The organism is Salimicrobium humidisoli, assembly GCF_002295105.1.
Taxonomy (GTDB): Bacteria; Bacillota; Bacilli; order Bacillales; family Halobacillaceae; genus Salimicrobium; species Salimicrobium humidisoli.
The window spans coordinates 15,705-41,448 of sequence record NZ_NSGH01000016.1; the positions used below are offsets into that span (position 1 = coordinate 15,705).

General features: G+C 45.0%; 24 protein-coding genes. 14 read left to right on the forward strand and 10 right to left on the reverse strand.

The annotated features are described in order from the left end of the window. Positions 1-98 precede the first annotated feature (98 nt). The 5 genes from CKW00_RS10200 (at position 99) to CKW00_RS10220 (ending at position 5,940) form a co-directional block, all read left to right on the forward strand. Positions 99-524 carry a YwpF-like family protein gene (locus tag CKW00_RS10200; RefSeq protein ID WP_076569557.1) on the forward strand — a complete coding sequence of 142 codons (426 nt, stop codon included), beginning with the start codon at positions 99-101 and terminating at the stop codon, positions 522-524. A gap of 66 nt (positions 525-590) precedes the next feature. Then, the gene (locus tag CKW00_RS10205; protein ID WP_095822472.1) at positions 591-1,943 is read left to right on the forward strand and encodes a TrkH family potassium uptake protein; all 1,353 of its coding nucleotides are present in this window, start codon (positions 591-593) and stop codon (positions 1,941-1,943) included. Positions 1,944-2,172: 229 nt separating this feature from the next. After that, positions 2,173-3,642, forward strand: a complete 1,470-nt coding sequence (locus CKW00_RS10210; RefSeq protein WP_095822473.1) for a phytoene desaturase family protein — start codon at positions 2,173-2,175, stop codon at positions 3,640-3,642. Next, complete coding sequence (locus CKW00_RS10215) at positions 3,639-5,096, forward strand: phytoene desaturase family protein (protein WP_095822474.1); 1,458 nt, start codon at positions 3,639-3,641, stop codon at positions 5,094-5,096. The genes CKW00_RS10210 and CKW00_RS10215 overlap by 4 nt, the downstream gene beginning before the upstream one ends. A 1-nt stretch (position 5,097) precedes the next feature. Beyond that, complete coding sequence (locus CKW00_RS10220) at positions 5,098-5,940, forward strand: phytoene/squalene synthase family protein (RefSeq protein ID WP_095822475.1); 843 nt, start codon at positions 5,098-5,100, stop codon at positions 5,938-5,940. 19 nt (positions 5,941-5,959) lie between these two features. Here the strand turns inward: CKW00_RS10220 and CKW00_RS10225 are convergent, their stop codons facing one another. The 8 genes from CKW00_RS10225 to CKW00_RS10260 form a co-directional block, all read right to left on the reverse strand. Next, entirely contained in the window at positions 5,960-7,381 is a 1,422-nt protein-coding gene (locus tag CKW00_RS10225) for a phytoene desaturase family protein (protein ID WP_233129766.1), read from the reverse strand. After that, on the reverse strand, positions 7,378-8,466 hold the full coding sequence (locus tag CKW00_RS10230) for a glycosyltransferase (protein WP_158221306.1): 1,089 nt from the start codon (positions 8,464-8,466) through the stop codon (positions 7,378-7,380). The genes CKW00_RS10225 and CKW00_RS10230 overlap by 4 nt, the downstream gene beginning before the upstream one ends. A 91-nt stretch (positions 8,467-8,557) precedes the next feature. Continuing rightward, on the reverse strand, positions 8,558-9,196 hold the full coding sequence (locus CKW00_RS10235) for a lysophospholipid acyltransferase family protein (RefSeq protein ID WP_095822478.1): 639 nt from the start codon (positions 9,194-9,196) through the stop codon (positions 8,558-8,560). After that, the gene (locus CKW00_RS10240) at positions 9,180-9,926 is read right to left on the reverse strand and encodes a carotenoid biosynthesis protein (RefSeq protein WP_095822479.1); all 747 of its coding nucleotides are present in this window, start codon (positions 9,924-9,926) and stop codon (positions 9,180-9,182) included. The genes CKW00_RS10235 and CKW00_RS10240 overlap by 17 nt, the downstream gene beginning before the upstream one ends. 243 nt (positions 9,927-10,169) lie before the next feature. Next, positions 10,170-10,691 (reverse strand): signal peptidase I, encoded by a 522-nt coding sequence (gene lepB / locus CKW00_RS10245; protein ID WP_008589616.1) that lies wholly within the window; start codon positions 10,689-10,691, stop codon positions 10,170-10,172. 65 nt (positions 10,692-10,756) lie between these two features. Beyond that, the gene (locus tag CKW00_RS10250; protein ID WP_095822480.1) at positions 10,757-11,908 is read right to left on the reverse strand and encodes an aminotransferase class I/II-fold pyridoxal phosphate-dependent enzyme; all 1,152 of its coding nucleotides are present in this window, start codon (positions 11,906-11,908) and stop codon (positions 10,757-10,759) included. Positions 11,909-12,142: 234 nt separating this feature from the next. After that, on the reverse strand, positions 12,143-12,595 hold the full coding sequence (locus CKW00_RS10255) for a YkyB family protein (RefSeq protein ID WP_093105020.1): 453 nt from the start codon (positions 12,593-12,595) through the stop codon (positions 12,143-12,145). A gap of 64 nt (positions 12,596-12,659) precedes the next feature. Further along, entirely contained in the window at positions 12,660-13,238 is a 579-nt protein-coding gene (locus CKW00_RS10260; protein ID WP_095822481.1) for an SCO family protein, read from the reverse strand. Between the two features lie 140 nt (positions 13,239-13,378). Between CKW00_RS10260 and fadH the strand changes: the two genes are divergently transcribed. Further along, positions 13,379-14,140, forward strand: a complete 762-nt coding sequence (gene fadH / locus CKW00_RS10265; protein ID WP_095822482.1) for a 2,4-dienoyl-CoA reductase — start codon at positions 13,379-13,381, stop codon at positions 14,138-14,140. A gap of 97 nt (positions 14,141-14,237) precedes the next feature. On the opposite strand, the gene trhA is transcribed toward fadH, so the two are convergent. After that, positions 14,238-14,873 (reverse strand): PAQR family membrane homeostasis protein TrhA, encoded by a 636-nt coding sequence (gene trhA / locus CKW00_RS10270; RefSeq protein ID WP_095822483.1) that lies wholly within the window; start codon positions 14,871-14,873, stop codon positions 14,238-14,240. Positions 14,874-15,062: 189 nt separating this feature from the next. Between trhA and cbpB the strand changes: the two genes are divergently transcribed. The 3 genes from cbpB to CKW00_RS10285 all read left to right on the forward strand — a co-directional run bounded on the left by cbpB (position 15,063) and on the right by CKW00_RS10285 (position 17,474). Beyond that, positions 15,063-15,509, forward strand: a complete 447-nt coding sequence (gene cbpB, locus CKW00_RS10275; protein WP_008589628.1) for a cyclic-di-AMP-binding protein CbpB — start codon at positions 15,063-15,065, stop codon at positions 15,507-15,509. Positions 15,510-15,591: 82 nt separating this feature from the next. Beyond that, entirely contained in the window at positions 15,592-16,308 is a 717-nt protein-coding gene (gene dapD, locus CKW00_RS10280; protein WP_095822484.1) for a 2,3,4,5-tetrahydropyridine-2,6-dicarboxylate N-acetyltransferase, read from the forward strand. Between the two features lie 59 nt (positions 16,309-16,367). After that, the gene (locus CKW00_RS10285; RefSeq protein ID WP_095822485.1) at positions 16,368-17,474 is read left to right on the forward strand and encodes an N-acetyldiaminopimelate deacetylase; all 1,107 of its coding nucleotides are present in this window, start codon (positions 16,368-16,370) and stop codon (positions 17,472-17,474) included. A gap of 209 nt (positions 17,475-17,683) precedes the next feature. Here CKW00_RS10285 and CKW00_RS10290 read toward each other — a convergent pair whose 3' ends face one another. Then, on the reverse strand, positions 17,684-18,550 hold the full coding sequence (locus CKW00_RS10290) for a mechanosensitive ion channel family protein (RefSeq protein WP_095822486.1): 867 nt from the start codon (positions 18,548-18,550) through the stop codon (positions 17,684-17,686). Between the two features lie 165 nt (positions 18,551-18,715). Here CKW00_RS10290 and CKW00_RS10295 point away from each other — a divergent pair, with 165 nt between their 5' ends. The 5 genes from CKW00_RS10295 to CKW00_RS10315 all read left to right on the forward strand — a co-directional run bounded on the left by CKW00_RS10295 (position 18,716) and on the right by CKW00_RS10315 (position 25,672). Continuing rightward, positions 18,716-20,467, forward strand: coding sequence for an ABC transporter ATP-binding protein (locus CKW00_RS10295; RefSeq protein WP_095822505.1), 1,752 nt, complete (start codon positions 18,716-18,718; stop codon positions 20,465-20,467). 15 nt (positions 20,468-20,482) lie between these two features. Next, positions 20,483-22,294, forward strand: coding sequence for an ABC transporter ATP-binding protein (locus tag CKW00_RS10300; protein WP_095822487.1), 1,812 nt, complete (start codon positions 20,483-20,485; stop codon positions 22,292-22,294). A 278-nt stretch (positions 22,295-22,572) separates the two neighbouring features. Continuing rightward, complete coding sequence (locus CKW00_RS10305; RefSeq protein ID WP_095822488.1) at positions 22,573-23,925, forward strand: cytochrome ubiquinol oxidase subunit I; 1,353 nt, start codon at positions 22,573-22,575, stop codon at positions 23,923-23,925. After that, positions 23,925-24,938, forward strand: coding sequence for a cytochrome d ubiquinol oxidase subunit II (locus tag CKW00_RS10310; RefSeq protein ID WP_198951632.1), 1,014 nt, complete (start codon positions 23,925-23,927; stop codon positions 24,936-24,938). Before CKW00_RS10305 ends, CKW00_RS10310 begins: the two co-directional genes overlap by 1 nt. A 65-nt stretch (positions 24,939-25,003) precedes the next feature. Continuing rightward, positions 25,004-25,672 carry a potassium channel family protein gene (locus CKW00_RS10315; RefSeq protein ID WP_008589645.1) on the forward strand — a complete coding sequence of 223 codons (669 nt, stop codon included), beginning with the start codon at positions 25,004-25,006 and terminating at the stop codon, positions 25,670-25,672. Positions 25,673-25,744 lie beyond the last annotated feature (72 nt).

Below are 25,744 nucleotides of genomic sequence, written 5' to 3' on the forward strand. Positions count from 1 at the left end.
AAATACTCAGTCGATTACTAAGAATGTTCAGCGGCTTTCGCTTTCGGGTGACCTATTCTATAATGTAAACAGATGCAGGGAAGGGGGAGAAGAGAAATATGAAGACGTTCAAGCTTGTATCGCTTGATGTAATCGAAGAACAGGAGGAGGACATCACCCTCCGGTCCATAGAATTGAAAGATGGACTTATCATTAACAGAGAAGATGATCATGGACGCTGGCTTATAGAGGCATTTCTCGATAAAGACCATGAGAATTATTTTCGTGCTTTCGTAGAAAATAATGAAAAAGTGATGATTCAGGTGATTATCACAAAAAAAAGCAATTCTCCTGCCACATTCCTGGTTTATCCGCTCGAAGTCAATGATTTTGAAGAAGCGATAAACGTACTTTTTATGGGTACCATAGTGGATAAAAAACAGGAGCAGGTGGAGAAACTGCTTCAGGTAATACTCGAAGAAGGATATCAGGGGGAGAAGCTGCTCGAGGAGTTTAAACGTCGGACATCTTCCACATCCCGGTAACGTCTATACAACGCTTTTGATTTTCTATATAATGAAGGGAATTGATGTGAGTAAGGAGTTAAACGGATGGCTATAGCTAAGAGGAAATTCGACTGGGTACGGACACTTTCACCTTTTCAGGTGATCGCACTATTTTATTTATTTGCAGTTACGGTAGCTACTCTGCTTCTGTCATTACCTATCGCTTATGCGCCGGGAGTGGATATAGCATTCATTGATACGCTGTTCATCGCAGTGAGTGCCGTCAGCGTGACAGGTCTTGCGACTGTGTCGATACCGGAGACTTTCAGTACAGTAGGTTATTTCATGATCGCTTTGATGCTGCAGCTCGGCGGGATAGGTATAATGACTTTTGGTACAATCATCTGGATACTGCTTCGTAAAAAAATCGGTCTGCGGGAGCGGAGACTCATAATGACGGACCAGAACCAGTCGGACTTCTCCGGCATCGTCCGTCTCGTTCTTCAGATCGTTTTCATCGTTCTTTTGATCGAGTTTATAGGTTTTCTGATTCTCGGTACATACTACCTCCAGTACTTTGAACCCGGAGAAGCGTATTTGCAGGGATTTTTTGGTGCAGTAAGTGCAATGACCAATGGCGGTTTTGATATAACAGGAGCCTCACTTATCCCTTTTCGGGACGATTATTTCGTTCAATTTATTAATATGATGCTGATTATTGCAGGGGCAATCGGTTTTCCGGTACTGATTGAACTGAAGCAGTATCTGTTCGAAACCGGGGAACGGACCAGGTTCTCCCTGTTCACGAAACTGACGTCGATCACTTTTTTTGCTCTTATTTTACTGGGAGCCATAATGATTGTAGTACTTGAATTCAATCATTTCTTAAGCGGGCGGGCCTGGCACGAAATTCTGTTTTATGCACTGTTCCAGTCGGTGACCAGCAGAAGTGGCGGACTCACCACGATGGATATAAGCCAGTTTACGGAACAGACGCATCTGTTCATGTCCTCCCTTATGTTCGTCGGAGCTTCTCCGAGCAGTTTCGGCGGCGGGATCCGGACGACCACCTTTGCACTTGTTGTCATTTATATTTTAACGTTCGCAAGAGGGAAACAGAGTATACGTATTTTCAGGAGAGAAGTGTATACGGAAGATTTGAACCGGGCTGTGGTCGTCACTATTATGGCCGTTCTTACCGTATTCATCTCGGTGCTCGTAACTTCCGTGGTGGAGCCATTCTCCCTCTCTGAGATACTGTTTGAAGTATGTTCTGCATTCGGGACAGTAGGGTTGTCGCTCGGAATTACTCCGGAATTGACTTCCTTTACGAAACTATTACTGATGGGATTAATGTTCATTGGAAGGATAGGGATACTGACATTCCTGTTTTCCTTTAATGAAAAAAGGAAGAAAGGGAATTATCATTATCCGAAAGAGAGAGTTATTATCGGATAAGAGCTGTTACTGATTTTAAAACAGCCTGTATCAGCCCAGACAGAAACAAAAAAGCGGGAGACCGGACGATCCGGTTCCCCGCTTTTTTTGTGGGAAGGGACGAATGGAAGAAGATAATGCCTGCAATACGGGGGGTGTGTACGTGAAATGCAGAGCGGTCGAAAAATAAGACTAGATAGTTAATAAAACGGGTACTGTCCATAATATAAATAGAGAGAAGGTGACGGGCATGAAGAAAGTATCAATCATTGGAGCCGGCCCTGGAGGTCTTGCATCTGCAATGATTCTGGCAGCCGAAGGAAATGATGTTCACATATACGAAAAGCACAAGAGGGTCGGTGGCAGGAACGGGTCATGGCAGCTGGACGGTTACACGTTCGATATAGGTCCGACGTTCCTCAGTATGCCTCATCTCGTGGAGGAATTATTTCGGAAATCGGGGCGGAATATGGAAGATTACATGGATATGAGACAGCTCACTCCCATGTATGAGCTGTTGTTCAACGGTACCCGGGTGCCGATGTATCATCAGCAGGATATGATGCTTCAGTCGATCGCGGAGCATTTCCCGGGTAATGAAAGAGGATACTTAAGGTTTATGAGGGAAAATAAGAAAAAAATGGACAGGCTGACGCCGATTCTTCAGCATAAACACAATCGTATGCTTGATTATCTGTCGCCCCGCGTTCTGAAAGCATTGCCGGAGCTGACGTTAGGTAAATCCGTCTACGATGTGTTATCCCGCTATTTCGATAATGAAAAACTGAAAGTGGCATTTTCGTTCCAGGCCAAGTATCTGGGAATGTCTCCGTGGGAGTGCCCTGGTGCTTTCTCCATTTTATCGTATATGGAGCATGAATACGGAGTGTTCCACCCGATTGGAGGAGTGAATCGTCTCTCCAAAGCTATGGCTGAGGTTTTTGAAGAATTGGGGGGCCGTATTCATTTCGGGGAAAAAGTTACCCGAATTGAAACGGAGAACAACAGAGCCACAGCGCTGGAACTCGAATCCGGAGAACGCGTGGAATCCGATGAAATCGTAATCAATGCCGATTTCGCCCAGGCGATGACGAAACTGGTTGATCAGGATTCTTTGAAAAAATACAAAGAAGAAAAGATCAAAAAGAAAAAACTCAGCTGTTCCACGTTTATGATTTATGCAGGTGTGGATAAAGTTTACGATATGCCTCATCATTCCATTCTTTTCTCTTCGGATTACAAAAAGAATGTGGAGGAATTGACGAGTACGCTGGAAATTTCCGATGAGCCCTCCATCTATATACAGAACCCGAGTGTGACTGACAGCACTCTGGCTCCGGAAGGGCATTCCGCCCTGTACATTCTTGCCCCGGTACCGAATAACCTCTCCGGCATCGACTGGGACAGGAAAAAGGAAGAAGTGGAACAGGTGGTGCTGGATCGTATTGAGAAAGAGACAGGGTACGAAAACTTGAGAAATCACATTACTGTTAAGAAAATCATTACTCCAAAAGACTGGGAAAGGACCTTTGAAGTCTATGAAGGGGCTACATTCAGTCTTGGACACCAGCTCTCACAAATGATGTATTTCAGACCTCATAACCGCTTCGAGGAACTTGATAATACCTGGCTCGTAGGGGGAGGGACCCATCCCGGAAGCGGTCTGCCGACTATTTTGGAATCCGCAAAAATAACGAGCGATTGGATTGGTAAATCATGAAAAAAACGACAATAATCGGTTCGGGCATCGGAGGACTGATGACCGCTCTGTATTTATCGCGGGATAAGCAGAGGAAAGTGACAGTTTTAGAGAAAGCAGGGAAGCCGGGAGGCAGGATGGTCTTTGAAAAGCACGGAGAAAGCCGGATTGATCAGGGACCGACGATTGTACTTCTTCCTGAAATGCTGCTCGACCTGATGAAGGAAGGCGGCATCGAGAAAGAACGGATACCTCTTATGCCTATGGAGCCGATGTATCAGGTGACTTTTCCGGATGGAACTAAATTCCGTAAATTTCAGAATAAAGAGAAGCAGCTGAGAGAGTTTTCCGAAGTTTTCCCGGAGGAGAAGGAAGGTTACCTGAAGTTCCTGAAAGAGATGGAACCCTGGTTTGAAAAAGGAAAGGCGCAAATACTCGGACAGACGTTTCAGAACAGAAAAAAATTTCTTCATCCCGATATTTTGAAATTATTGTGGGGAATGAAAGCACATAAATCGATCCGGTCTTTTATGAGCAGATATTTTGTTTCGGAACGTCTTCTCGATATTTACAGTCTCCAGTCTCTCTATATAGGCGGTAATCCTTCCAGGTCCCCTTCTATTTACTCGTTCATTTCTCTCAGTGAACACGTGGAAGGGATATGGTACGTAAAAGGTGGATACGCTACTGTAGTAGATATCCTCACCGAAGAGCTCAAGGCCCGGGGCGTGGATATTGTCACAAACAGTGAGGTGCAGACTGTTCTTCTCAACGGGCGGAAGGCGACCGGAGTCCGATGCGCGGATGGCCGGGAAGAGGCTGCGGACGAAGTCATCTACAATGGAGATTTTCCATCGATGGACGCCCTTATGCCAAAAAGTTACCAGCTGAACAAGTCTTACACTCCTTCCTCAGGGTGTGTGCTGCTTTATATTGGTACAGATAAAATATATGAAGAGCAGCCGGTCCACCAATTCTTTATGACGAATAATTTCAGTGCGCACATGAAAGAAGTATTTGAAGAGAAAAAAGTTCCTGCCAACCCGTCTATATATGCGTTTCATCCATCCGTTGTCGACGACACCCTCGCTCCTCCGGGTAAAGGGGTGCTGTACGTTCTCATCCCGGTCCCGGCCGATGCATCCATTGATTACGTGAAAGAGGAAAGTCTGGTAGAATACGCTATAGATACTCTCGAAGAAGAAGCCTTCCCCGGACTTCGTGATCATATGGAATGGTTCCGGATGAGAACCCCTAAAGAAGCGGAATTTTCCGGTCTCTATAAAGGCGGTAGTTTTGGTATCGGACCTACTCTCGGGCAGTCCGGCGTATTTCGACCACAGTTCCGTCCTTACCCGGTCGATGGATTATACGCGGTAGGAGCTTCCATTCATCCCGGAGGAGGTGTGCCGATAGTTATGCAGGGAGCGAAGCTGCTTGCGGGAGAATTAATGGGAGAGGTTATTTATAATTGAGGTGAATGTCGTGGAAATTGAACAGGCATATGCGAAGTGTCATACTGTCATTAAAAATCATTCAAAAACTTTCGCTAAAGCTTTCTCCTACTTGCCGCGGGATCGTAAACGCGCGGTTTGGGCCGTTTACGGTTTCTGCCGTCACGTGGATGATGTCGTGGATGAAGGGGAAAACCCGGTACGGGAGCTGGCTGAAGTAAAGGAGGAGTTGATAAGATTCGAGAGACGGGAAGAGGTGCCGCAACGTCATTTCTGGATAGCCCTCGATGATGTCAGAAGAAAATTCGATCTGGACCTGGCCCCTTTTCATGATATGATCAGGGGGCAGGAAACGGATCTTGAGGATGTTGAAATGATTACGATGGATGAACTGCTGACATACAGCTATAATGTGGCGAGCACCGTAGGACTGATGCTTCTTCCTATCCTGGCACCCGGAAAGTATAAAGTATTGAAACAGGATGCCATCTATTTAGGATACGCTATGCAGCTGACGAACATACTGCGTGACGTAGGAGAGGACCTGGAACGGGGAAGAATTTATATACCGAGAGAGCACTATGAGGCTTTCGGCTATACGAAGGAAGAATTGATCAGTAAGACTAAGTCTGCGGAATTCATTATGGTATGGGAATCACTCGCCAAAAAAGCAGAGAGCTACTATGAAAAGGCTATGACTTCTCTTAACGAATATCCTGTAACTTCGAGGCTTCCGGTGAAAGGGGCCGCGCTATTATATATGAATATTCTTGAAGCTGTAAGACAGGAGAATTATAACGTATTCAATAAGAGAATATATATAAGTGACGAGCAGAAGAAAAAGATCATTGCCAGGCTGCAATGATCTTTTTTTAAATGGCTACTCAGTTCACTATTTTATTTAAAAGATAGTTCGCTACATTTTGTCCGCTGAGAGTTACGATCGGTGAACCTCCTCCCGGATGTGTGCTGCCACCGGCAAAATACAGATTATCAAATCGGTCGGATTTGTTCCGCGGCCGGAGGAAAGCCTGTTTCCGGTTGTTGACGCTCGGACCGTAAAGAGCACCCTGAAAACTGGAAAATTCTTTTTCAATATCGAAGGGCGTCCAGATCTGTTCGAATAGAATCCTCTCAGATAGATGAATTCCGCTATTTTCCAGTTTATTATATATCACCCGTTTATATTCCTCTTTGTCTACAGATCTGCCTGGAGGGGCATTTACCATAATAAAGCAATTGTCCCCGTCCGGTGATATCGAAGGATCGGATTTGCGGGATGTAGCTATATAGATCGTCGGATCTTCGGGATATTCACCGGAGCGGAGTTCACTGAATTCCTTCTTATAATCTGCCGAGAAAAATAAGTGATGGTGGTGCAGCGGAAGTGTACCGTCGATTCCGGCAAGAATGACGAAGGCAGATATCGAAGGGTCGTATTCAGGCTTCTCTTCTTCAAGAAGAGAAGGAAGTGTATGCGCAAGATCTCCGTTGATTATAACGTTGTCAGCTTTTACCTTTTCTCCGTCCTCAAGCACTACGCCTTCAATTCTTTTCCCTTTTTTCAGCAAAGAAATGACTTCACGGTTTTTGTGAAGCGAGGCACCACAATTCTCGGCTGCCTGGACCATAGTTTCGGCAATTTTGGTATTGCCTCCCCGAACATAATACACTCCCTCCATAAGTTCCAGATAAGCGATCATCGCAAACGTTGCAGGAGCGCGATAAGGATCCGACCCGACGTAAGTGGCGTACCTGTTCAGAGCGTCAATAACATGAGGGGAGGAGAAATACCGGCGATAAAAGCTGTTCATGCTCTGCATCGGCCGTACCTGCATCGTACTTGTAAGAAGCGACGCGGAGACATAATCTTTTTTGCCGGTGAAGACGCGTGTAAGAAAAGAGGAATAAGAGGTGTCGAAAAGTTTCGAAATAGCCTCGGAGAACCGGTCGTAACGTCCGGATCCTTTCTCATCCATCCTGTTGAGCTGTCTGATCATTACGTCACGGTCGGAAGAAAGGTCAAAAACGGTACCGTCCGGGAACTGGTTCCGCGTATGAGTGGAAAGTTTCTCATAGCTTAATGTTCCCCCCATCCCTCCTTTTCTTAACACATTTTCGAACACGTAGGGCATGGTGATAGTGTTTGGTCCGAAGTCGAAATGGAACCCATCCATATCGACACTTTTCATTTTTCCTCCGAAATGGGAACTTTTTTCATAAAGAACAGTTTCCACTCCTTCGGAGGCGAGGGTTACAGCTGCGGATAATCCTGCAAGGCCTCCGCCCACAATAATCGTTTTCATGAATACGTACGCCCCTTCCATTCATATTGTTTCTTCTGACGATCCACTTTAATGGAGGAAAAGAGAACAAGAATTACCGAAATAGCGGACACAGGGAGGAGTAAAGAGATCCACCACGGATGACCTGTACGGACATCAACGAACATTTTAACAGCAACAAGCAGAAGACAGACTCCCCACCAGCCCCCTCCTGTAATTAAAGCCGCTGCAAAAGGGAAAAGGAAGAGCCCTGTATAAAGCAGTACAAGTAGAAGAGCCAGAAGTAAAGAGCGGCCGAGACCGGGGAAAATGTTCTTCTGGAACCCTTTCCAGACATCCGCGTTTCTTTCATACATCCGGCAGGATACATCTGACGTTACGTTGGCGAGTATGGTACGTTTCTTGTTTTCTTTCATCTTTTTCGCAAGATGGACGTCTTCCACCAGGGAATCGAATACTTCCGTGTGACCTCCAATCTCTTCATAAGCTTCTCTTTCGATAAACAGACATCCTCCGAAAGCTGCAGTGAACATAGGAATTTCTGTCTTGTTAGCCATGAAGAGAGGAAGATGCATATGAATGACGAAGTGCTGCATCGGTACAAGGAGCCGTCCGAGCATACTACGGTCTGTAAAGGAAGGGAAGCCTGAAACAAAAGAGGCCTGTTTCTGTCCGGCAAGAGCGAGCAGTTTCGTGACGATATCGGGCGAGACCCGGACATCGGCGTCGAGAAAAAACATATACTCTCCCCGGGCGAGACGGGAAAGCTGGTGACAGGCAAATACTTTACCGGTCCATCCTTTTTTGAGAGGTTCCCCTTTGAAAAGCCGGAACCGCGGGTCATCAGCGGTTGCTTCCGAGAGGAGGGTGAAAGTCCGGTCCTCCGAATGATCGTCCAGCAGAAGAATTTCCAGATCGGGATAGTTGATCTTTTTCAATGATTCTATGAGTGGACCTGCGTTAAACTCTTCATTTCTAAGAGGGATGAGGATTGAAACCGGAGTGGTCCGGCGCAGAGTATTCGATTTTAAACCCGGCATGAACATAGAATTGAATATAGTCCAAAGAAAAAGCACCCCTGCTAATATCAAAAAAATAGTAACCACTACTCTCCCTCCTTCAGGTACCTGTACATATTCACGGTTCGCTTCCCGTGTCGCGCCCATCTCCGGATGAACTCATAAAGGAGAATGGAGGTCAAAGAAGTGCCTTGAACGAATCAAACTCTTCCTGCATCACCTTTTGTTTCAGTGAATCGAGCTGTTGCTCCATAGTTTTTTCCCAGTCAATGACAGAAACGTTCCCTTTTTGCGCGGGACCGATTTGAATGTAAGCTTCCGGTTTCCTGTTGTGACCGAATGAATAGTAAATGACGACCGGGGTCACCGGTTCCGTAGGACATCTCCTAATAATGAAACCTGCCCCTTTTTGAAAACGGAGAGGACGGGCCTCCTGATGTTTTTCACCGCCCTGTGGGAACAGAAAGACTCCTTTTTTCTCTTTTAACAGCTTTTCGGTGTAAAGAAGTGCCTGTCTGGTATGAGAGAGAGAGTTATGATCTACTGAGAAACCACCGACCCGGGAAAATACCGGAAACCGCTCCATTCCCTCCTCATCAATCATAATATGACTGTCTGTCTGCAACACTTTATCATTGAGTAAATGGAGAAGCAGCCCATCCCACCAGCTGGAGTGGTTGATCAGAAACAACCCGTAGGAAGGAGAAGTCCCGGAGTCTTTGGCAATATAGACATTATGGAATTGACGACGAATGAGTGTGCGGCTCACTCTTCGGAAGCCGCTTTCAATCCATCTGTTTTTATTCGGATATTTCATGACGAGCCTTCTTTCTTTTGAACAAAGTATACCAGAAAGCCCCCAGAATAAGAACGAGTATCGGAGCTAACAAAAGACCTCCCGCGAAGGCAGTCACGCTGAACATGGCGATCATGCCGAGGAAAACCAGGCTCATACGCATCTGCCAGACAGAAACAGGATGATGGGTAAAGAAACCGAGGACCGACTGGAAAAGAAAAGCGAGTATAAACCAGCCTAAAAAGTTCTGAGAAGGTATATCGTAATACAAACCGCCTTCTCCCCAGATCCAGTATTCTTTTACCTGAAAAGCAACAGGATCAAGAATAAGGTCCATTGTCACCGCAACAAGCGCTCCGACTATCGCAAGAAGGAAACGGGAATGGCGGACTATCCCCCGGGCGATAACATCGGCGCACCCCATCACAAGTAACCACGCAAAACCTATAGTTATGGGGGTATCGAGGATTTTGATACCGAAACGTGCCGTATATTCATAACTGCCGAACAGAAAGCCGCTCTGTACACCGAATTGCTCTACAGCAATACTCACTGTGAAAACCAGTGTACTGTAAAACAGACCTGCTTTTTTCTTATAAGTATGTATAAAATAGGTTACGGCGACTATACCGGCAGCGATCAGAAATACGCTGTTTGCCCACTCCAGCCAGGGAGGGACAAGATCTAGCGGCACCAGAATAAAACCTACTATAAACCAGCCGGTGAAAAAATAAAATATCCTGTCTCCCATGGTCCACCTCTTTCATTTGAAATCAAAAACGGTTAGAATAGATGTAGTTTAAGGTTTACCTGTCTACTATAACATGAAATATACATACACTAGGAGGTGAAGGTCTCCATGGAAATCACAATGTTTTTGATCCTTTTATTTGTCCTTATCGCACTCATCGGATTTATTGTTCTTGATAACGGCTGAAAACGCAAAAGAGGGAAGCTGCCATTACCGGCAGCTTCCCTCTTTCATTTCTCTCGATTATTCCGTTCTCTCTGCTTCTCCAAAGGGGAAAATTACAAGTTCGGTCCGTCCGATAATTTCTTCTTCCTCAATCATACCCAGTCCATTCCGGCTATCCTTACTGACAGCTCTATTATCGCCCATGACGAAGTATTTTCCGTCCGGCACCTTTATCGGTCCATAATCCCTTGTCGCCTGAATAGAGCTTTGGTCCAGGTAGTTCTGCTTCTGTTTTTCTCCATTAACGAACAATTCATGATTTTTCACTTCCACTGTGTCTCCGGGTTCACCGATGACGCGTTTCACATAACTTTTCTCAGGACGCTCGATGATGACTATATCGTTGAATTCGGGTTCATCCAGATGATATACCACTTTATTGAACACTACCCGCTCTCCGTTCTCAAGAGTAGGGTCCATGCTGGCTCCTTCGACAATAGAGGTGGCGAAGAGAAAATTACGAATGATAAAAGCCAAAACTACAGCGACCAGAATCGCTTTACCCCATTCCAGCCATTCATTTTTTTGTTTTGCAGCCAATTGGAATCTTCCTTCCTGTATTTACAAATACTACTCCTATTATAGCATAGAAGAAGTACATGAACCTATAGATGATACTCTACATAGTGGCGGAGTCTTTCAAGCCCTTTTTCGAGAGTCGGAAGGTCATAAGCGTAAGAGAGGCGCATGTAACCTTCGCCCCCCTCGGAAAAGGCGCTGCCTGGCACTAAAGCTATCCCGGATTTCTCGACTAAACCTACAGCGGTCTCGAAAGTGCTTTTGGCGGAAGGAAACTGGATAAAGACGTAAAATGCCCCGTCCGGCTCTACGAAGGAGAGGCCGATGTCTTTTAATTTCTCCAGAACGAAAGCTCTCCGTTTTTCGTAAGTGGCTCTCATCCGTTCTATTTCAGTCTGATTGTTCTTCAGCGCTTCCAGAGCGGCGTGTTGACTCACAGAAGAGGCGCAGGAAACATTATACTGATGGACTTTCAACATATGCTGCCGCATCCAGTCCGGTGCCAGAACATACCCGATTCTGAAGCCGGTCATAGAAAAGGATTTACTCACCCCGTTTATGACTACCACCTTATCCTTCAAACCCGGGAACGACGCAAGAGAGGTGTGAGGATTCTCATAAACCAGCTCACTGTAGATTTCGTCCGCTATGACAAACATTTCTTTGTTTTGCATAAATCGGGCAATTTCCTCGAGCTGTCCGAAAGAAGGGGAGACCCCGGTCGGGTTCGACGGGTAAGGCATGATGACCGCTTTCGTTCGGTCCGTGATGTGAGATTCTATCGCATCTTTCGTCAATACAAAATCATACGGAGCAATATCCACATGGACAGGGCTGGCCCCGGCCATTTTTATGAGAGGCTCGTATCCGGGATATACCGGGGATGGAAGAAGCACTTCATCACCGGGACTCAATATAGTTCTAAGGCTGATATCTATAGCTTCGGATGCCCCTACAGTAACGATGATTTCGGAATCCGCATCGTAGTGCAAGCCGTATTTTTCCACATCCTCCGCTATGGCCTGTCTTAACTCCGGAATTCCGGCGTTCATCGTATATGCAGTTTTGTTTTCTTCAATAGAAGTGATTGCGGCACTTTTCACCCGCTCCGGCGTTTGGAAATCAGGCTGGCCAATAGTAAGGGAGACGACGTCCTCATAGTCTCTGACCATGTTAAAAAACTGCCGGATCCCCGAGATTTGAAGTTGTTTTACTTGTTCATTCAATAAGTGTTCCACTTTATAACCACCTTTTGTTTCACATTAATAAACGATAGTCGTCCGGTATTTGCGACGATATGAAGAATACAGACGCTGTTTCATACATAAACTTACCCACTGATAGTACCATAAATCATTTTCCTTTCCGAAGGGGAGAAGGGAAAAGGTTACATTGCTTTGATAAAAATAGAAAAGACGCTGTAATTTAGCGTCTTTACCTCGGAACAATTATTTTAAAAAGGTTTACGTCGATTAACGTCGGACCCGCTGATTCCAGGGGACGACGCTCTGATTGCCGAGCATACTTCCGTAAGAGGATACAGGTGAAGGTTTTTTGAGTTGTTTACCTAAATATTGCTGAAGAGTACGCCTGGATTTAGAAAGAGAAGTTCTTGCTTTGGGGTTCCGGAAGCTGGTATCGACTTTCCCTAAATGTTTTAATTCCTGAAAATCTTTCTTCTGAGCAGGAATGTGAAAATAATACCCGGAGACTTCTATCAGTAAGGTGGAATGCTGTTTGCTTAATCTGGGACGGTCGGAATAATGCAGGCCGATTTTTTTGGCTTTGCCTTCTTTAAGAAGCTTGGCAACCACTTCTTTTTTCAATTCGTACAGCTGTCTCGGATCAGGGGCGGTCTTGGCATGGCGGTTGACCACATATAAAGATTCCGCAATTTCCCGCGGGGAAAACGGTTTTTCGTTCATAATTTTCTCCTTTCTATCCGTGCTTCTTCTATTGTATAGGGGGGGCGCATATAATGCAAAGTAATTATGAAGCGCCCTTGATCTTCTTCAGATCACTCATAATCGTCTCCATAGCCTCGCTGTTCGTTCCTTCATAGTTTTTGATGACTTTACCGTCGGGTGTTACGAGAAAGAATCCGGTGGCATGGGCATACTGATCGGAGTTCTCAAGTTTTTGCACCGGAGACTGGAATGATTTAATAGAAAGTTCCTTGATTTCTTCGAAAGGGTACCCGGTGTAGAAACTCCAGTTCCCGTAATCGGGATTGTATTTATCCGCGAACTGTTTCAGTGTTTTTACATCATCTGTAGACGGGTCTATAGAAAAGGAAGCCAGTCTGATATCCAGCCCTTCTTTTTCAATCTGGTTTTGCAGGCGCGACATATTACTCGTCATAGGAGGGCACACGGTGGTGCAGCTCGTAAAAATCATGTTGGCTACCCAATAGTCGCCTTTCATTTCTTCTTTAACATTCACTTTTTCTCCGTGCTGGTTTTTAGCCGAAAGATCGACTATGTCACGGGACATGTTTGAATCTATTTCTGCAGTACTGCCACAGGCACTGATGAATAATAATGAGAGCAATATAAAAAGTTTTTTCATTGTTTACTCCTTTCTGACGTATACATTGTATCATGAAAGATTATACGTCCCATTCTTTTCACAAAAATGTCGAAAAACGAAAAATGAGCAGGTATTCATTTTTTTATGGCGAACTGTTTTTAATATAAGGAGCTGATAAAATGAAGAAAGAAACAGTGATAATTACAGGTGGATCAAGCGGGATGGGTCTGGCGATGGCCACTCATTTTCTTGGGAACGGTGCAAATGTTGTCATCACGGGAAGAAACGAAGATAAACTGAACGAGGCCCTGAGTAATGCAGAGGGACAGGAAAGAATTCTAAGGGTAGTAATGGATGTAAGAGAACCGGAAGATGTGAAAAAGATGGTGGAAAAGACACACGATACATTTGGCAGGATTGACCATTTAGTAAATAATGCAGCAGGAAATTTCATTCAAAAAGCGGAAGAAATGTCTCCGAATGGATGGAAATCAGTGATCGATATAGTTCTGAACGGGACTTTTTACTGCAGCCGGGAGGTTATGAACTACTGGATCGCGAACAAAACCAAAGGGAGCATACTTAATATGGTGGCCACGTACGCCTGGAATGCGGGAGCGGGAGTAGTGCATTCGGCATCTGCAAAAGCAGGGGTCCTGACTATGACAAGAACGCTGGCCGTAGAATGGGGACGCAGGTACGGGGTGAGAGTCAACGCTATTGCCCCGGGCCCGATTGAAAGAACCGGGGGAGCGGAGAAATTATTCCAGTCGGAAGATGCTTATAAGCGTACTCTTGGTTCTGTACCTCTTGGACGGGTCGGAACTCCAGAGGAAATTGCGAAATTAGCAGGGTTCATCTTATCGGAGGATGCCTCCTATATGAACGGAGAAGTGGTAACTCTTGATGGCGGACAATGGTTGAACCAGTTTCCTTTTTAAAAAGGAAGAAGGCTCGGGAGGAAAACCTCTCAAGCCTTCTTATTTTTGAAGATTTTTTTCGTAACGATGTAAAGAAATGCCTGATTACGAAAATCGTTTAAATTATATAAAAGAATACAGTGATAAAATGAAGGATAGCCCCTGCAAGTACGAACAGATGCCATATCATATGGTGATGAGTGAAACCTCTCCATACATAGAACAGAGCCCCCACCGTATATGCGAGTCCACCCGCGACGAGGAAGATGATGCCGTCCGGGGCCAGGGAGGCAGTCAGGGCGTCCCACGCGATAACAATCATCCACCCCATAAGTACATAAATCAGTGTGGAGAGAACTACGAATTTCTTAACGAAAAATATTTTGAATACGACACCCACTACAGCAGCTCCCCATACGATGCCGAAAAGTGTCCAACCGAGTTTACCGCCAAGTGCTATAAGAAGGATGGGGGTGTACGTTCCTGCTATGAATAGGTAAATGGAAGCATGGTCGAAAATTTCGAACAGATCTTTGATTTTTCCCTGAGGGAAGCTGTGTACGAGAGTGGAAGACAGGAACAGGAGAAGCATCGTAGCTCCATAAACAGCAGAGGCCGTAATCGTCCATACGTTACCGTCGAAACTTGAGAAAGTTACGAGAAGGACGAGCATGGCTATACTTAAAACAGCTCCTATGCCGTGTGTAATGGCATTGGCCAATTCTTCTTTTTTTGAAAAAATATGTGTTTCCAATTGATCATCTCCAGGTAAAATCTAATGAGTTCATTATAAGCTAACGGGCAAAGAAAAGAAAATAAGGTTTACTATCCGGTATATAAAGGTAAATATCACAGGATATTGCAGCCGGTCGTTTTTGAAGCGGGATTATGGTATCATAGAAGAGGTGCTCCTGTAATGTGAAAAGAATGAGGAGTGAAGATAATGTTGCAATTGGAAAGTGAAAAGAACGAAACGTTACTGGTGAAAGATCTTATGATTTCTTCCGAAAAAGTAGCACACGTCCAGTCCGGCAACCCGCTCGAACACGCCTTGCTTGTTCTTATTAAAACAGGCTATTCATCGGTGCCGGTTCTGAATTCCCGGTTTCAGTTCGAAGGAATTATCAGTAAAACGAAAATACTGGAAGAATCGCTCGGACTTGAACAGTTTGAAATGAACAGGCTGGGGGATATAAGCGTACGGGAGGTCATGGATCCGGACGTCCCATGCCTGAAGAAAAACCATACGTTTATCGACGCACTTCATAAATTGATCGACCATCCGTTTATATGTGTTATCGGGGATAATGATGAGTTTGACGGAATTGTAACCAGAAGAGAAATACTGAAGAACGTCAGTAAAAGTTATCACGAATCCAAGAATAAGTGAGGAACCCCCTCGCTTATTCTTGTCACGGCACAAGTGCTTTGGTAAAGTAGATGAGAAAAGAGATACATAAGGAGGTAACGACATGAATCAAATGGATGCAAATGAAATTATCAGTTTCATATCTAACAGTGAGAAATCCACGCCGGTGAAAGTATACGTAAAAGGTGAAAATCTCTCGAACATTGATTTCGGTAAAGAAGTGCGGGACTTTGTTTCCGGTACTTCCGGAGTCCTTTTCGGTGAATGGAACGCGGTTAAAGCCGTTCTCGATGCTAATGAAAAAGACATCGAAGACTACGAAGTGGAAAATGACCGTCGTCATTCTGCTATCCCTCTCATGGACCTGAAAGACGTCAACGCACGAATTGAACCGGGCGCCATTATCCGTGACCAGGTGGAAATCGGAGACGGAGCCGTTATTATGTATGGATCTTCCATCAATATCGGATCGGTGATCGGTGAAGGTACAATGATCGATATGAACGTAGTACTGGGTGGTCGCGCCACTGTAGGAAAGAATTGTCATATTGGTGCCGGGGCAGTACTCGCAGGCGTCATCGAACCGCCATCTGCTAAACCTGTAGTCGTGGAAGATGGTGTAGTAGTCGGTGCGAACGCTGTTATCCTTGAAGGCGTGACCGTAGGAGAAGGTGCTGTGGTTGCTGCAGGCGCTATAGTAACGGAAGATGTAGAACCGAATACCCTCGTGGCAGGGTCTCCGGCACGCAAACTGAAAGACATTGATGACCAGACGAAAGCGAAGACTGAAATCAAACAGGAACTTCGTAAACTGAAGTAATCTTAAATCATGAAGCTGTCCTTTCCGAAGGGCAGCTTTTCTGGTAAGGAGGCGAAAAAATGGATTACGTTAAAACGAGAAGAGCTCTTCATAAAATACCGGAACTCGGATTCGAAGAAGTGAAGACACAGCAGTTGCTTCTGGATATGATCGATACGATGCCCGGAGACAATCTCACAGTAGAGACGTGGAGGACAGGGATATTCGTGTTCGTACGGGGGGCATCCCCGACAAAAACGATCGGGTACCGGACAGATATCGACGGTCTTCCTCTGGAAGAAAACACGGGATATTCTTTTTCTTCCGAACACCCCGGAAGAATGCACGCGTGCGGTCACGACTTCCACATGACAATCGCACTTGGGGCTCTTGAATACATGGCTGCTGAACCCCCGCGGAATAACGTTCTGTTTATATTCCAGCCTGCGGAGGAAGGGCCCGGGGGAGCAGAACCCATGTTAAGATCCGAGCCGATGAAGAAGTGGAAACCGGACACCATTTTTGCCCTTCATGTTGCGCCCGAACTTCCTGTGCGCACTATTTCAACCAGACCGGGCCTCCTGTTTGCGAACACGAGTGAGCTTTACATCGATTTCAAAGGTGTGGGGGGGCACGCGGCTTATCCGCATAAAGCTTTCGATATGACAGTAGCAGCGAGTTATTTTGTGACCCAGCTTCAGCAAATAGTCGCAAGGAGGGTAGACCCTCTGGACAGTGCAGTAGTTACCATCGGTAAGATACAGGCGGGAACGGTGCAGAATATTATTGCTGAAACATCAAGGCTGGAAGGGACGATCCGCACAACGTCCGGCAGCGTCATGAAAGATGTGAAAGGGGAAATAGAGAAGTTAGCACGTGGTATGGAAATCTCCAATGACTGCAATATAACCATCGATTACGGTGCTAATTACTATCAGGTATATAATGAAGAGGAAGTGACCGAAAAATTCACTGCTCTTATGAAAGAGATGGGATATGATTGCAGGGAAGCCGACAGAGCTATGACCGGGGAAGATTTCGGTTACATGCTGAAGGAAATACCGGGGTTCATGTTCTGGCTCGGGGTGGATTCACAAGCGGGTCTGCACCAGTCCTCTCTAAAACCCAAAGAAGAAGCATTGGAGTATGGAGTATCCATAGTCAAAGATACTTTATATCATCTTTAGAAGTTCATTTATTCAGAAGCATCCGTACAAAGTTAAACAGAGAGAACGGGAACCGGTCGACAGCCTCCGGTTCCCGTTCTCTCTGTTATTTATATGAGAAGATAAGCGATTCACTCTTCCCCTGCATACCTTTCCAATTATATGATAAAGCAGAATCCCCCGAGATACTCTCCGGAAGATCTTAACAAACTGTTCAGCTTCTTGACTCATTAATTGTAGCTGTACTCTTCCTTTTTGGCTTCTGACCTGTCTTTGAAAATATTGACCTGATGAGGGAACGGAATTTCTATGCCTGCTGCATCGAATGCTTCTTTTATAGCTTTAAGCAAATCACGTTCTGCTCCCCACTGCTCCATGTTTTCAGTATGACCTAACAGGCGGAGAACTACTTCTGAATTGCCGATACTCTGGACCCCTAATACGTCCGGGCCTTCTTTAAAACGTGCATCTTCCTTGAACCGGTCAGCTACTCCCTGCAAAATGTGCAAAGCTTCATCAATATTGTCGTAATAGGAAATCTGGATGTCCACAAGGGCACGCATATTGCCTCTTGAATGGTTGCTTACACCCTCGATCAGCCGGTTCGGAATAAAATGAAGTGTACCATCAAAACCGCGTACTTTAGTTGTGCGTATCCCAATTTCTTCCACAATTCCGTCATAACCGCCTACTGTAACATAATCATCCACTTCAGCCTGTCGCTCCAGCAGAAGGAAGAAGCCTGTCATTACGTCAGCTACAAGGTTCTGCGCTCCGAACGCCACGGCGAGACCGATAATTCCCGCACCTGCCAGGAGCGGCCCGATGTTTATATTTACTGCACCGAGTAACATGACGACCAATATGAAAAGAAGAGTGTAGGAAAATATGTTAACACTGAGTTTTTCCAGGGTCTTCATACGCCCCGGGGCCAGTTTTCTTTTCTTTCCCATCGTTTCCATCGTTTTGGCAATGGCTTTTGATCCCAATGGATTAATAATGGAGAAAGCGACGAGTAAAATTACAATTTCAATTAAAACCGGCAAGACCGTACTTATTATACCGGCAAGATCAAATTCAATTCCGAATATTTCCATGGTATTCCCTCCTCTTTATAAAAAAATAATAAGAAAAAAAGTGTGAGAAATCAACCTGAACTTATTATCCGTATATTTTTCAATAAATTTAAAAAAATCTGTCAAAATGCTGGCAAATTATTTCGAAAACCGATATATTAAGATTACTGGAAACGGGGTGAAATGATGGACATATTCAAAAAACTGAAACAGTATTACTGGCCTTATAAAATGTGGCTTTTAGGGTCGATCATCGCGCTAATATTCGTAACTGCTATTACTGTCGTATATCCGATCGTATTACAGATTACTATAGATGAAGTGATCCGGGGAGAAAAATACTCCTGGATACCTTATATCAGTCTGATCTTCATTGCCCTCATGGGAATGAAAGCGATAGCTACTTACATCGATCAGTATTTCGGTGACTATTTTGGCATCCGCTCTGTTTTCTCTTTGCGGGAAGCACTTTACGAAAAGCTGCAGCGTCTTTCTTTCCGTTATTACGATAACGCGAAAACGGGGGACATTATGTCGAAGCTCACCGCCGATGTGGATGGATTCCGTTTTTTCTTATCTTTCGGGTTTTCGGAGTTTGTGCGCATTATACTATTGATGACGGCAAGTCTCGGAGTCATGTTTTACTACTCTATACCTCTGGCTCTTATAACTATGGCCGTTATGCCTTTTTTAGCGGTGGTCGTCTTCCGCTTCGACCGGATTGTACACCCGGCTTTCAGAAGAATAAGGAAGTCCTACGGTAATCTCAATACGCGGGTACAGGAAAATATAAGCGGCATGAATACAGTAAAATCACTGTCCCGCGAGGATTTCGAAGTTAACAGATTTTTAGACAGAAGCGGAGATTATCGCCAGACATACATTAATACTTCAAACATATGGGCCCGATATTTTCCTCTTATGGAATTCATCGGAAACGTAAGCGTTGTAGTGCTTCTCGCTTATGGGGGGTATCTCGTAATGAACGGGGAACTTCAGCTTGGAGAACTCGTCGCATTCTTTAACCTCGTGTGGCTCGTGCTCGGTCCGCTTATGAATTTCGGGTTCGTAATCAACCTGTTTTCACAGTCCAAAGCCTCCGGAGAGAGACTGCTGAGTATACTCGAGGAGGATGAAGATATTATAAACGACCCTGCTGTGGAACATGCACCGATCCGGGGCTCTGTAGTATTTGAAGACGTAACCCTGACTTACCCGGGGGAAGAGGATAAGGCTTTGCGTAACGTGACGCTCCACGCTCCGGCCGGTACAACGATTGGGCTCATCGGAGCTACGGGTTCAGGTAAAACGAGTGTTACTCAGGTCTTAACAAGATTCTATGAGCCGGAGTCGGGAAGTGTTTATGTGGATGGAAAACCTGTGAAAGATTATGATTTGCAGCATTTAAGAAGGAATGTAGGGGTCGTTCTGCAGGAATCCTTTCTGTTCTCCACCACAATTAAAGAAAATATCGCCTATGGAAACCCGCTGGCTTCTGAAGAAGACATTATCAATGCTGCCAAAAGAGCGCAGGCCCATGATTTTATTATGGAAACTCCGGAAGGGTATGACACGCTGCTCGGCGAAAGAGGAATGGGTCTTTCAGGGGGGCAGAAACAGCGGATTGCCATAGCCCGAGCCATACTTATCGATCCTGCCGTATTGATTCTGGATGACGCCACTTCCGCTGTCGATATGGAAACGGAATTCAAAATTCAGAAGGCTTTAAGGGAAGTGATGAAAGGGAGGACGACATTTATTATTGCTCATCGGATTTCCTCTATTAAGCATGCTGATGAAATTCTGGTGCTCGACAGGGGGAGAGTGGTGGAAAGAGGGGGACATGAAGACCTGCTTGTAAACAAAGGAACATACCGGAGAATCTATGATATCCAGTATAAAGACAGGGATAAAATATTTAAAGCTCATCGGCAGTAAGAAAGGAGGGGTCAAATGGCACGTAATAAAAAACACCTGGAAAGATTTCAGTATACCCAGGACCAGGCTATAGAGAAACCGTTTAATTGGAAACAACTGCTGCGTCTTCTGAAGTACTTGCGTCCTTACACGAAAAAACTGCTTCCTATAGCAATTACGGCTATGCTCGTCTCCACGTTAGTCCGGATGTTCGTACCTGTCCTTATCGGTAGTGTAGCCATTGACAGCGCTATAGCGGACAAGGATGTCCCTTTTTTGACTTGGCTCGTTATCGGTATTTCTCTTATGTATCTGATCAGTTATGCCGGGAATAATCTTCGTATAAAATATGTGAATATACTGGGACAAAACGTCATCTATGATTTGAGGAGGCACTTATTTACTCACGTGCAGCGGCTTTCTCATCGATTCTTCGACACAAAATCGGCCGGGTCGATTCTTGTCAGGATTATGAATGATATTAATTCGCTGCAGGAGTTGTTTACGAACGGTATCATTAACGTACTGATGGATATCGTTCTGCTTACAGGCATTGTGGTACTTTTATTCGCGTTGAGTCCTAAACTTGCTATTGCAATTCTTATTGTTCTTCCGCTCATGTTTTATATTTCCACGAAACTGAGAAGGAACATACGCAGGTCCTGGCAGACAGTCAGAATCGAACAGTCCAAGCTGAACTCTCATTTAAATGAAAGTCTGCAGGGAATGAGGATTACGCAGGCGTTTGCTCAGGAAGATGAAAATGCCGAATATTTTGAAGGGATAAATACAAGTAACTTCAATGCCTGGAAAGAAGCTTCGAGGAAGAGTGCCATGTTTCGTCCATTCGTTGAAATGAGTAATGCAATAGGAACTGTTATACTGCTTGCATATGGTGCTTACTTAATTCTTGAGGGAGATGTCACGGTAGGAACGTTTGTAACCTTCTCTATCTATCTCGGTATGTTCTGGGAACCTATATCAAGACTCGGTCAGATGTACAATCAGTTGCTGATGGCAATGGCAGCGTCAGAGAGGATATTCGAGTTCCTGGATGAACAGCCGAACGTAAAAGAAAAGGAAGATGCGATCGAATTAAAAAGCATAAATGGTCACATAGAGTTTGACCGCGTAAAATTCGCCTATGATACCGAGAGAATAGCCATCCCTGACTTATCTCTTGAGATAAAACAGGGTGAGACGGTTGCTCTCGTAGGACACACCGGTTCCGGTAAGTCCACAATCGCGAATCTGATCAGCAGATTTTATGATCCTACTGAAGGAGAAGTGAGAATAGACGGAATCGATCTGCGTGATGCGAAAATCGACAGCATCCGCTCCCGGATTAGTGTTGTACTTCAAGACACCTTCATTTTCTCGGGGGATATTATGGAAAATATCAGGTTCGGAAGGCCGGAGGCAAGTGATGAAGAAGTGAAAGAGGCTGCCCGGGTGGTGGGAGCGGATGAGTTCATTGATCGGCTGCCTCACGGATACAGGACGGAAGTAGAAGAGCGGGGCAACATTTTATCGGCAGGAGAGAGACAACTGCTTTCGTTCGCCAGAGCTCTCCTTGCCGATCCGAGTATTCTCATTCTTGATGAAGCTACGTCAAGTATCGACACGGAAACCGAAATGAAAATCCAGGAAGCACTGAACAGACTTTTAAAAAATCGTACAGCTATTATGATAGCTCATCGCCTGTCTACTATCAGAGAAGCCGATAAAATCTTTGTACTGGAGAATGGAAAAGTTCTGGAGCATGGATCGCATGAAGAACTGATGGAAAAAGAAGGGGAATATTATGAGCTGGTAAAATCCCAGTTTCAAATGCTTGATGCTATCTGACCTGCCGTTATTCCGGCAGGTCTTTTGACTAAGTGAAACTTTAAAAATGCGGGCTTTCCCTCTGCGATCCGCTACTGCTTTTACTCTACCGGAGAGTTCCGGTCACTAAATGTTAACAAAGTTCTTTTTCACTTAAATGACACAGGTCTATGAGTAGACACGTTTCCTCAGGGTAAGGTATTATAGTTGGTAACAGGATATTGTGAAATAAGTCACAAATTTGTCAAAACCTGATACGGATCAAACTGTAATCAGTTATCATAAGAGGGGGAAATAAAATGATTGAATTGGATTCCGTCATGCTGAGCCGTATGCTTACGGCTATGACGCTGATTTTTCACATTATTTTCGCTACAGTAGGCGTAGGAGTTCCGGTCATGATCTCCATAGCCGAACTCATCGGAATAAAGAAAAAAGATAAATATTATTCGTTAATGGCGAAAAGGTGGGCTAGGGGCTTCACGATAATTGTGGCAGTAGGCGTGGTTACCGGTACGGCTATAGGTCTGCAGCTTTCTCTGCTGTGGCCGAGTTTTATGCAGCTGGCCGGCAAGGTGATTGCTCTGCCGCTGTTTATGGAAACTTTCGCTTTCTTCTTTGAAGCTATTTTCCTCGGGGCATATCTCTATACGTGGGACCGCTTTAAGAACCCTATGACTCACTGGTGGCTCTCCATTCCCATTATAATTGGCGGAACATTGTCCGCATTCTTCATTACAACAGTGAACGCCTTTATGAATACACCTGCAGGGTTCGATGTGGAGGATGGAGTAATCAACGCGATTAACCCGTTGGCAGCAATGTTCAACCCTGCGACTCCAACGAAGGTCTTTCACGTGGTGTCTTCAGCTTACATGACTTCAGCGGCGATTCTTGCGACGATAGCTGCTGTAACGTATCTCGTGAAACGGGATCAGGAATATGCGAAGCGCGCGCTGAAGCTGACAGTTACAGCCACACTTGTTTTCTCCATCTCCACGGCTGTGGCCGGAGATTTATCTGCAAAATTCCTGGCAGAATACCAGCCGGAGAAACTCGCGGCAGGGGAATGGCACTTTGAAACTGAAGAAGGTGCGGACCTTGTGCTCTTCGGTACCCTGAATGATGATAATGAAATTACCGGTGAGATACGATTACCGAAAGCCTTGAGCTTTCTGGCTTACGGAAATTTCGATGCGGAAGTGACGGGACTTGATAAAATTCCTGATGACGAAGAGCCTCCGCTATTTATTCACTATTTCTTCGACCTGATGGTATCGATAGGAATGTTTGTACTTCTGGTGTCCGGGTTGTATGTACTGATGACCTATGTCAAGAAATGGAACCCGCATAATAAGCTGATGCTCTGGGCGCTGACTACCATCGGTCCTTTATCCATGCTTGCTATTGAATTTGGCTGGGTGTACGCCGAAATCGGACGCCAGCCCTGGATTATGAGAGGGTTTATGAAAGTGGCCGAGGGAGCTACTACATCGCCGAACGTGGGAGCTATGTTCCTGCTGTTTTTCCTTCTGTATTTTGTTCTTGGCATCGGTACTCTTGTAGTTCTCCGTAAAATGTTCAAAGATCATCCTGCGGAAGTGGAACTTGAACATCTTTACACGGAAGTTGGTAAAGGAGGGGAGCGATAATGGGATACGAATATATAGGTATCACAGTTTTATGGGTGTTTCTCTACGGATATCTGATTGTAGCTTCCGTTGATTTCGGAGCAGGATTTTTTGCTTATTACGCAAGAAGAACGAACAAAGATCATATTATGAATAAATTGATTTCCAGGTATCTATCACCTGTCTGGGAAGTGACGAACGTGTTCTTCGTGTTTTTCTTCGTAGGACTCGTCGGCTTCTTTCCGGATATGGCTTACTACTTCGGACAGGCGCTGTTAATACCCGGAAGTATTGCAATTGTGCTGTTGGCTATCCGGGGTTCCTTCTATGCGTTTGAAAGTTACGGCTCAAAAAATAACTCTGTTTTCATGTTTCTCTATGGAGCTACGGGTTTATTGATACCTGCTTCACTTTCTACGGCTCTTACTATTTCGGAAGGAGGCTTCCTTAACGTAACGGACGACGGGGTAAGACTGCAGATTACTGAACTGCTGCTAAGTCCGTACTCCTGGAGTGTAGTCTTACTTGCAATCGTCTCCGTGCTTTACATCAGTTCGATGTTTCTGTCATATTATGCCCATAAGGCGGGAGATAAAGACGCTTTATCGTTGTTAAGAAAGTACGCTCTGTTTTGGAGCATTCCTACGATTATCGCCAGTATGACGGTGTTTATAGCTATGAGTCAGCACAACCCCGAGCACTTCGACAGGCTGTTCGATTACTGGTGGGTGTTTGGGCTCAGTGTGTTGTTCTATCTGATAGCTGTATTTCTCGTCTACAGTGAAAAACTGTACGGCTTTGCCTTTATCGCCGTAATGCTACAGTTCTTCTTCGCTTTCTTCGGATATGGTGTTTCGAAACTGCCGTATCTGCTTTACCCGCACGTTACGATTTCCGAAAGTGTAACGCCTGATGCTATGGGATTGGCTCTGGTAGTCGCATTTATAGGCGGGCTGCTGTTACTTATCCCTTCTCTGGTGATGCTGATGAGAATGTTTTTGTTTGATGCAGATTATATCAAAGGTAATAAATAGCTGGAGAGGTCTTCCTCTCCGGCTATTTTTGAGATAATATACGCGTAGGAAGGGTGGAATTAGTGATGAAAAGAGAATTTGCCGTAATAGGCCTGGGCAGATTTGGAGGTAGTATCTGCCGGGAATTGAGTGAAGAGGGGATGGATGTCCTCGCAATCGATACGGATGAAGATAAGGTGAACGAATTCAAAGATATAGCTTCCCACGCTGTTATTGCTGATGCTACCGATGAAAATGCATTGAAAGAGCTTGGAATTAGGAACATTGATCATGTGATCGTGGCAATAGGGGATAATATTCACGCAAGTATACTTGCTACACTTATACTGAAGGAACTGGGTACTAAAACCCTGACTGTAAAAGCACAGAATGACTACCATGAGAAGGTACTGAATAAAATTGGTGCTGACCACGTAGTGCATCCGGAGAGGGATATGGGTAGAAGAATAGCTCACAATATCATCTCCAACAATATCCTTGACTACATTGAGCTGTCTGATGACCATAGCGTCGTGGAGGTAAAAGCCGGAAGCAAGATGCGTGGGAAATCACTCATCGATCTGGATATTCGTGCTCAGTATGGTTGTAACGTAGTTGCTATCAAAAGAAACAGGGACATAATCGTTTCACCGAGAGCTACAGAAAATATAAAAGAAAGTGACGTACTGATAGTGATCGGTGCTGATATAGATATCAGCCGCTTTGAAAAACATCTCGTCGTGGAAGAAGATTAGACAGATACTTACGGAACAAATAAAAAAGCGCGCCCTCCGGGAAAAATGTCTTCCGGGGGGCGCGCTTTAATA

Bases quoted from the DNA above. Each gene is read 5' to 3' on its own strand.
- CKW00_RS10240 (WP_095822479.1), bottom strand. From the start codon at position 9,926: ATGGGAGACAGGATATTTTATTTTTTCACCGGCTGGTTTATAGTAGGT.
- CKW00_RS10310 (WP_198951632.1), top strand. From the start codon at position 23,925: ATGGGATACGAATATATAGGTATCACAGTTTTATGGGTGTTTCTCTAC.
- CKW00_RS10235 (WP_095822478.1), bottom strand. From the start codon at position 9,196: ATGAAATATCCGAATAAAAACAGATGGATTGAAAGCGGCTTCCGAAGA.
- CKW00_RS10210 (WP_095822473.1), top strand. From the start codon at position 2,173: ATGAAGAAAGTATCAATCATTGGAGCCGGCCCTGGAGGTCTTGCATCT.
- CKW00_RS10255 (WP_093105020.1), bottom strand. From the start codon at position 12,595: ATGAACGAAAAACCGTTTTCCCCGCGGGAAATTGCGGAATCTTTATAT.
- CKW00_RS10200 (WP_076569557.1), top strand. From the start codon at position 99: ATGAAGACGTTCAAGCTTGTATCGCTTGATGTAATCGAAGAACAGGAG.
- CKW00_RS10295 (WP_095822505.1), top strand. From the start codon at position 18,716: ATGGACATATTCAAAAAACTGAAACAGTATTACTGGCCTTATAAAATG.
- CKW00_RS10300 (WP_095822487.1), top strand. From the start codon at position 20,483: ATGGCACGTAATAAAAAACACCTGGAAAGATTTCAGTATACCCAGGAC.
- cbpB (WP_008589628.1), top strand. From the start codon at position 15,063: ATGTTGCAATTGGAAAGTGAAAAGAACGAAACGTTACTGGTGAAAGAT.
- CKW00_RS10315 (WP_008589645.1), top strand. From the start codon at position 25,004: ATGAAAAGAGAATTTGCCGTAATAGGCCTGGGCAGATTTGGAGGTAGT.
- CKW00_RS10260 (WP_095822481.1), bottom strand. From the start codon at position 13,238: ATGAAAAAACTTTTTATATTGCTCTCATTATTATTCATCAGTGCCTGT.
- CKW00_RS10225 (WP_233129766.1), bottom strand. From the start codon at position 7,381: ATGAAAACGATTATTGTGGGCGGAGGCCTTGCAGGATTATCCGCAGCT.
- CKW00_RS10215 (WP_095822474.1), top strand. From the start codon at position 3,639: ATGAAAAAAACGACAATAATCGGTTCGGGCATCGGAGGACTGATGACC.
- CKW00_RS10290 (WP_095822486.1), bottom strand. From the start codon at position 18,550: ATGGAAATATTCGGAATTGAATTTGATCTTGCCGGTATAATAAGTACG.
- fadH (WP_095822482.1), top strand. From the start codon at position 13,379: ATGAAGAAAGAAACAGTGATAATTACAGGTGGATCAAGCGGGATGGGT.
- CKW00_RS10205 (WP_095822472.1), top strand. From the start codon at position 591: ATGGCTATAGCTAAGAGGAAATTCGACTGGGTACGGACACTTTCACCT.
- dapD (WP_095822484.1), top strand. From the start codon at position 15,592: ATGAATCAAATGGATGCAAATGAAATTATCAGTTTCATATCTAACAGT.
- CKW00_RS10305 (WP_095822488.1), top strand. From the start codon at position 22,573: ATGATTGAATTGGATTCCGTCATGCTGAGCCGTATGCTTACGGCTATG.
- CKW00_RS10285 (WP_095822485.1), top strand. From the start codon at position 16,368: ATGGATTACGTTAAAACGAGAAGAGCTCTTCATAAAATACCGGAACTC.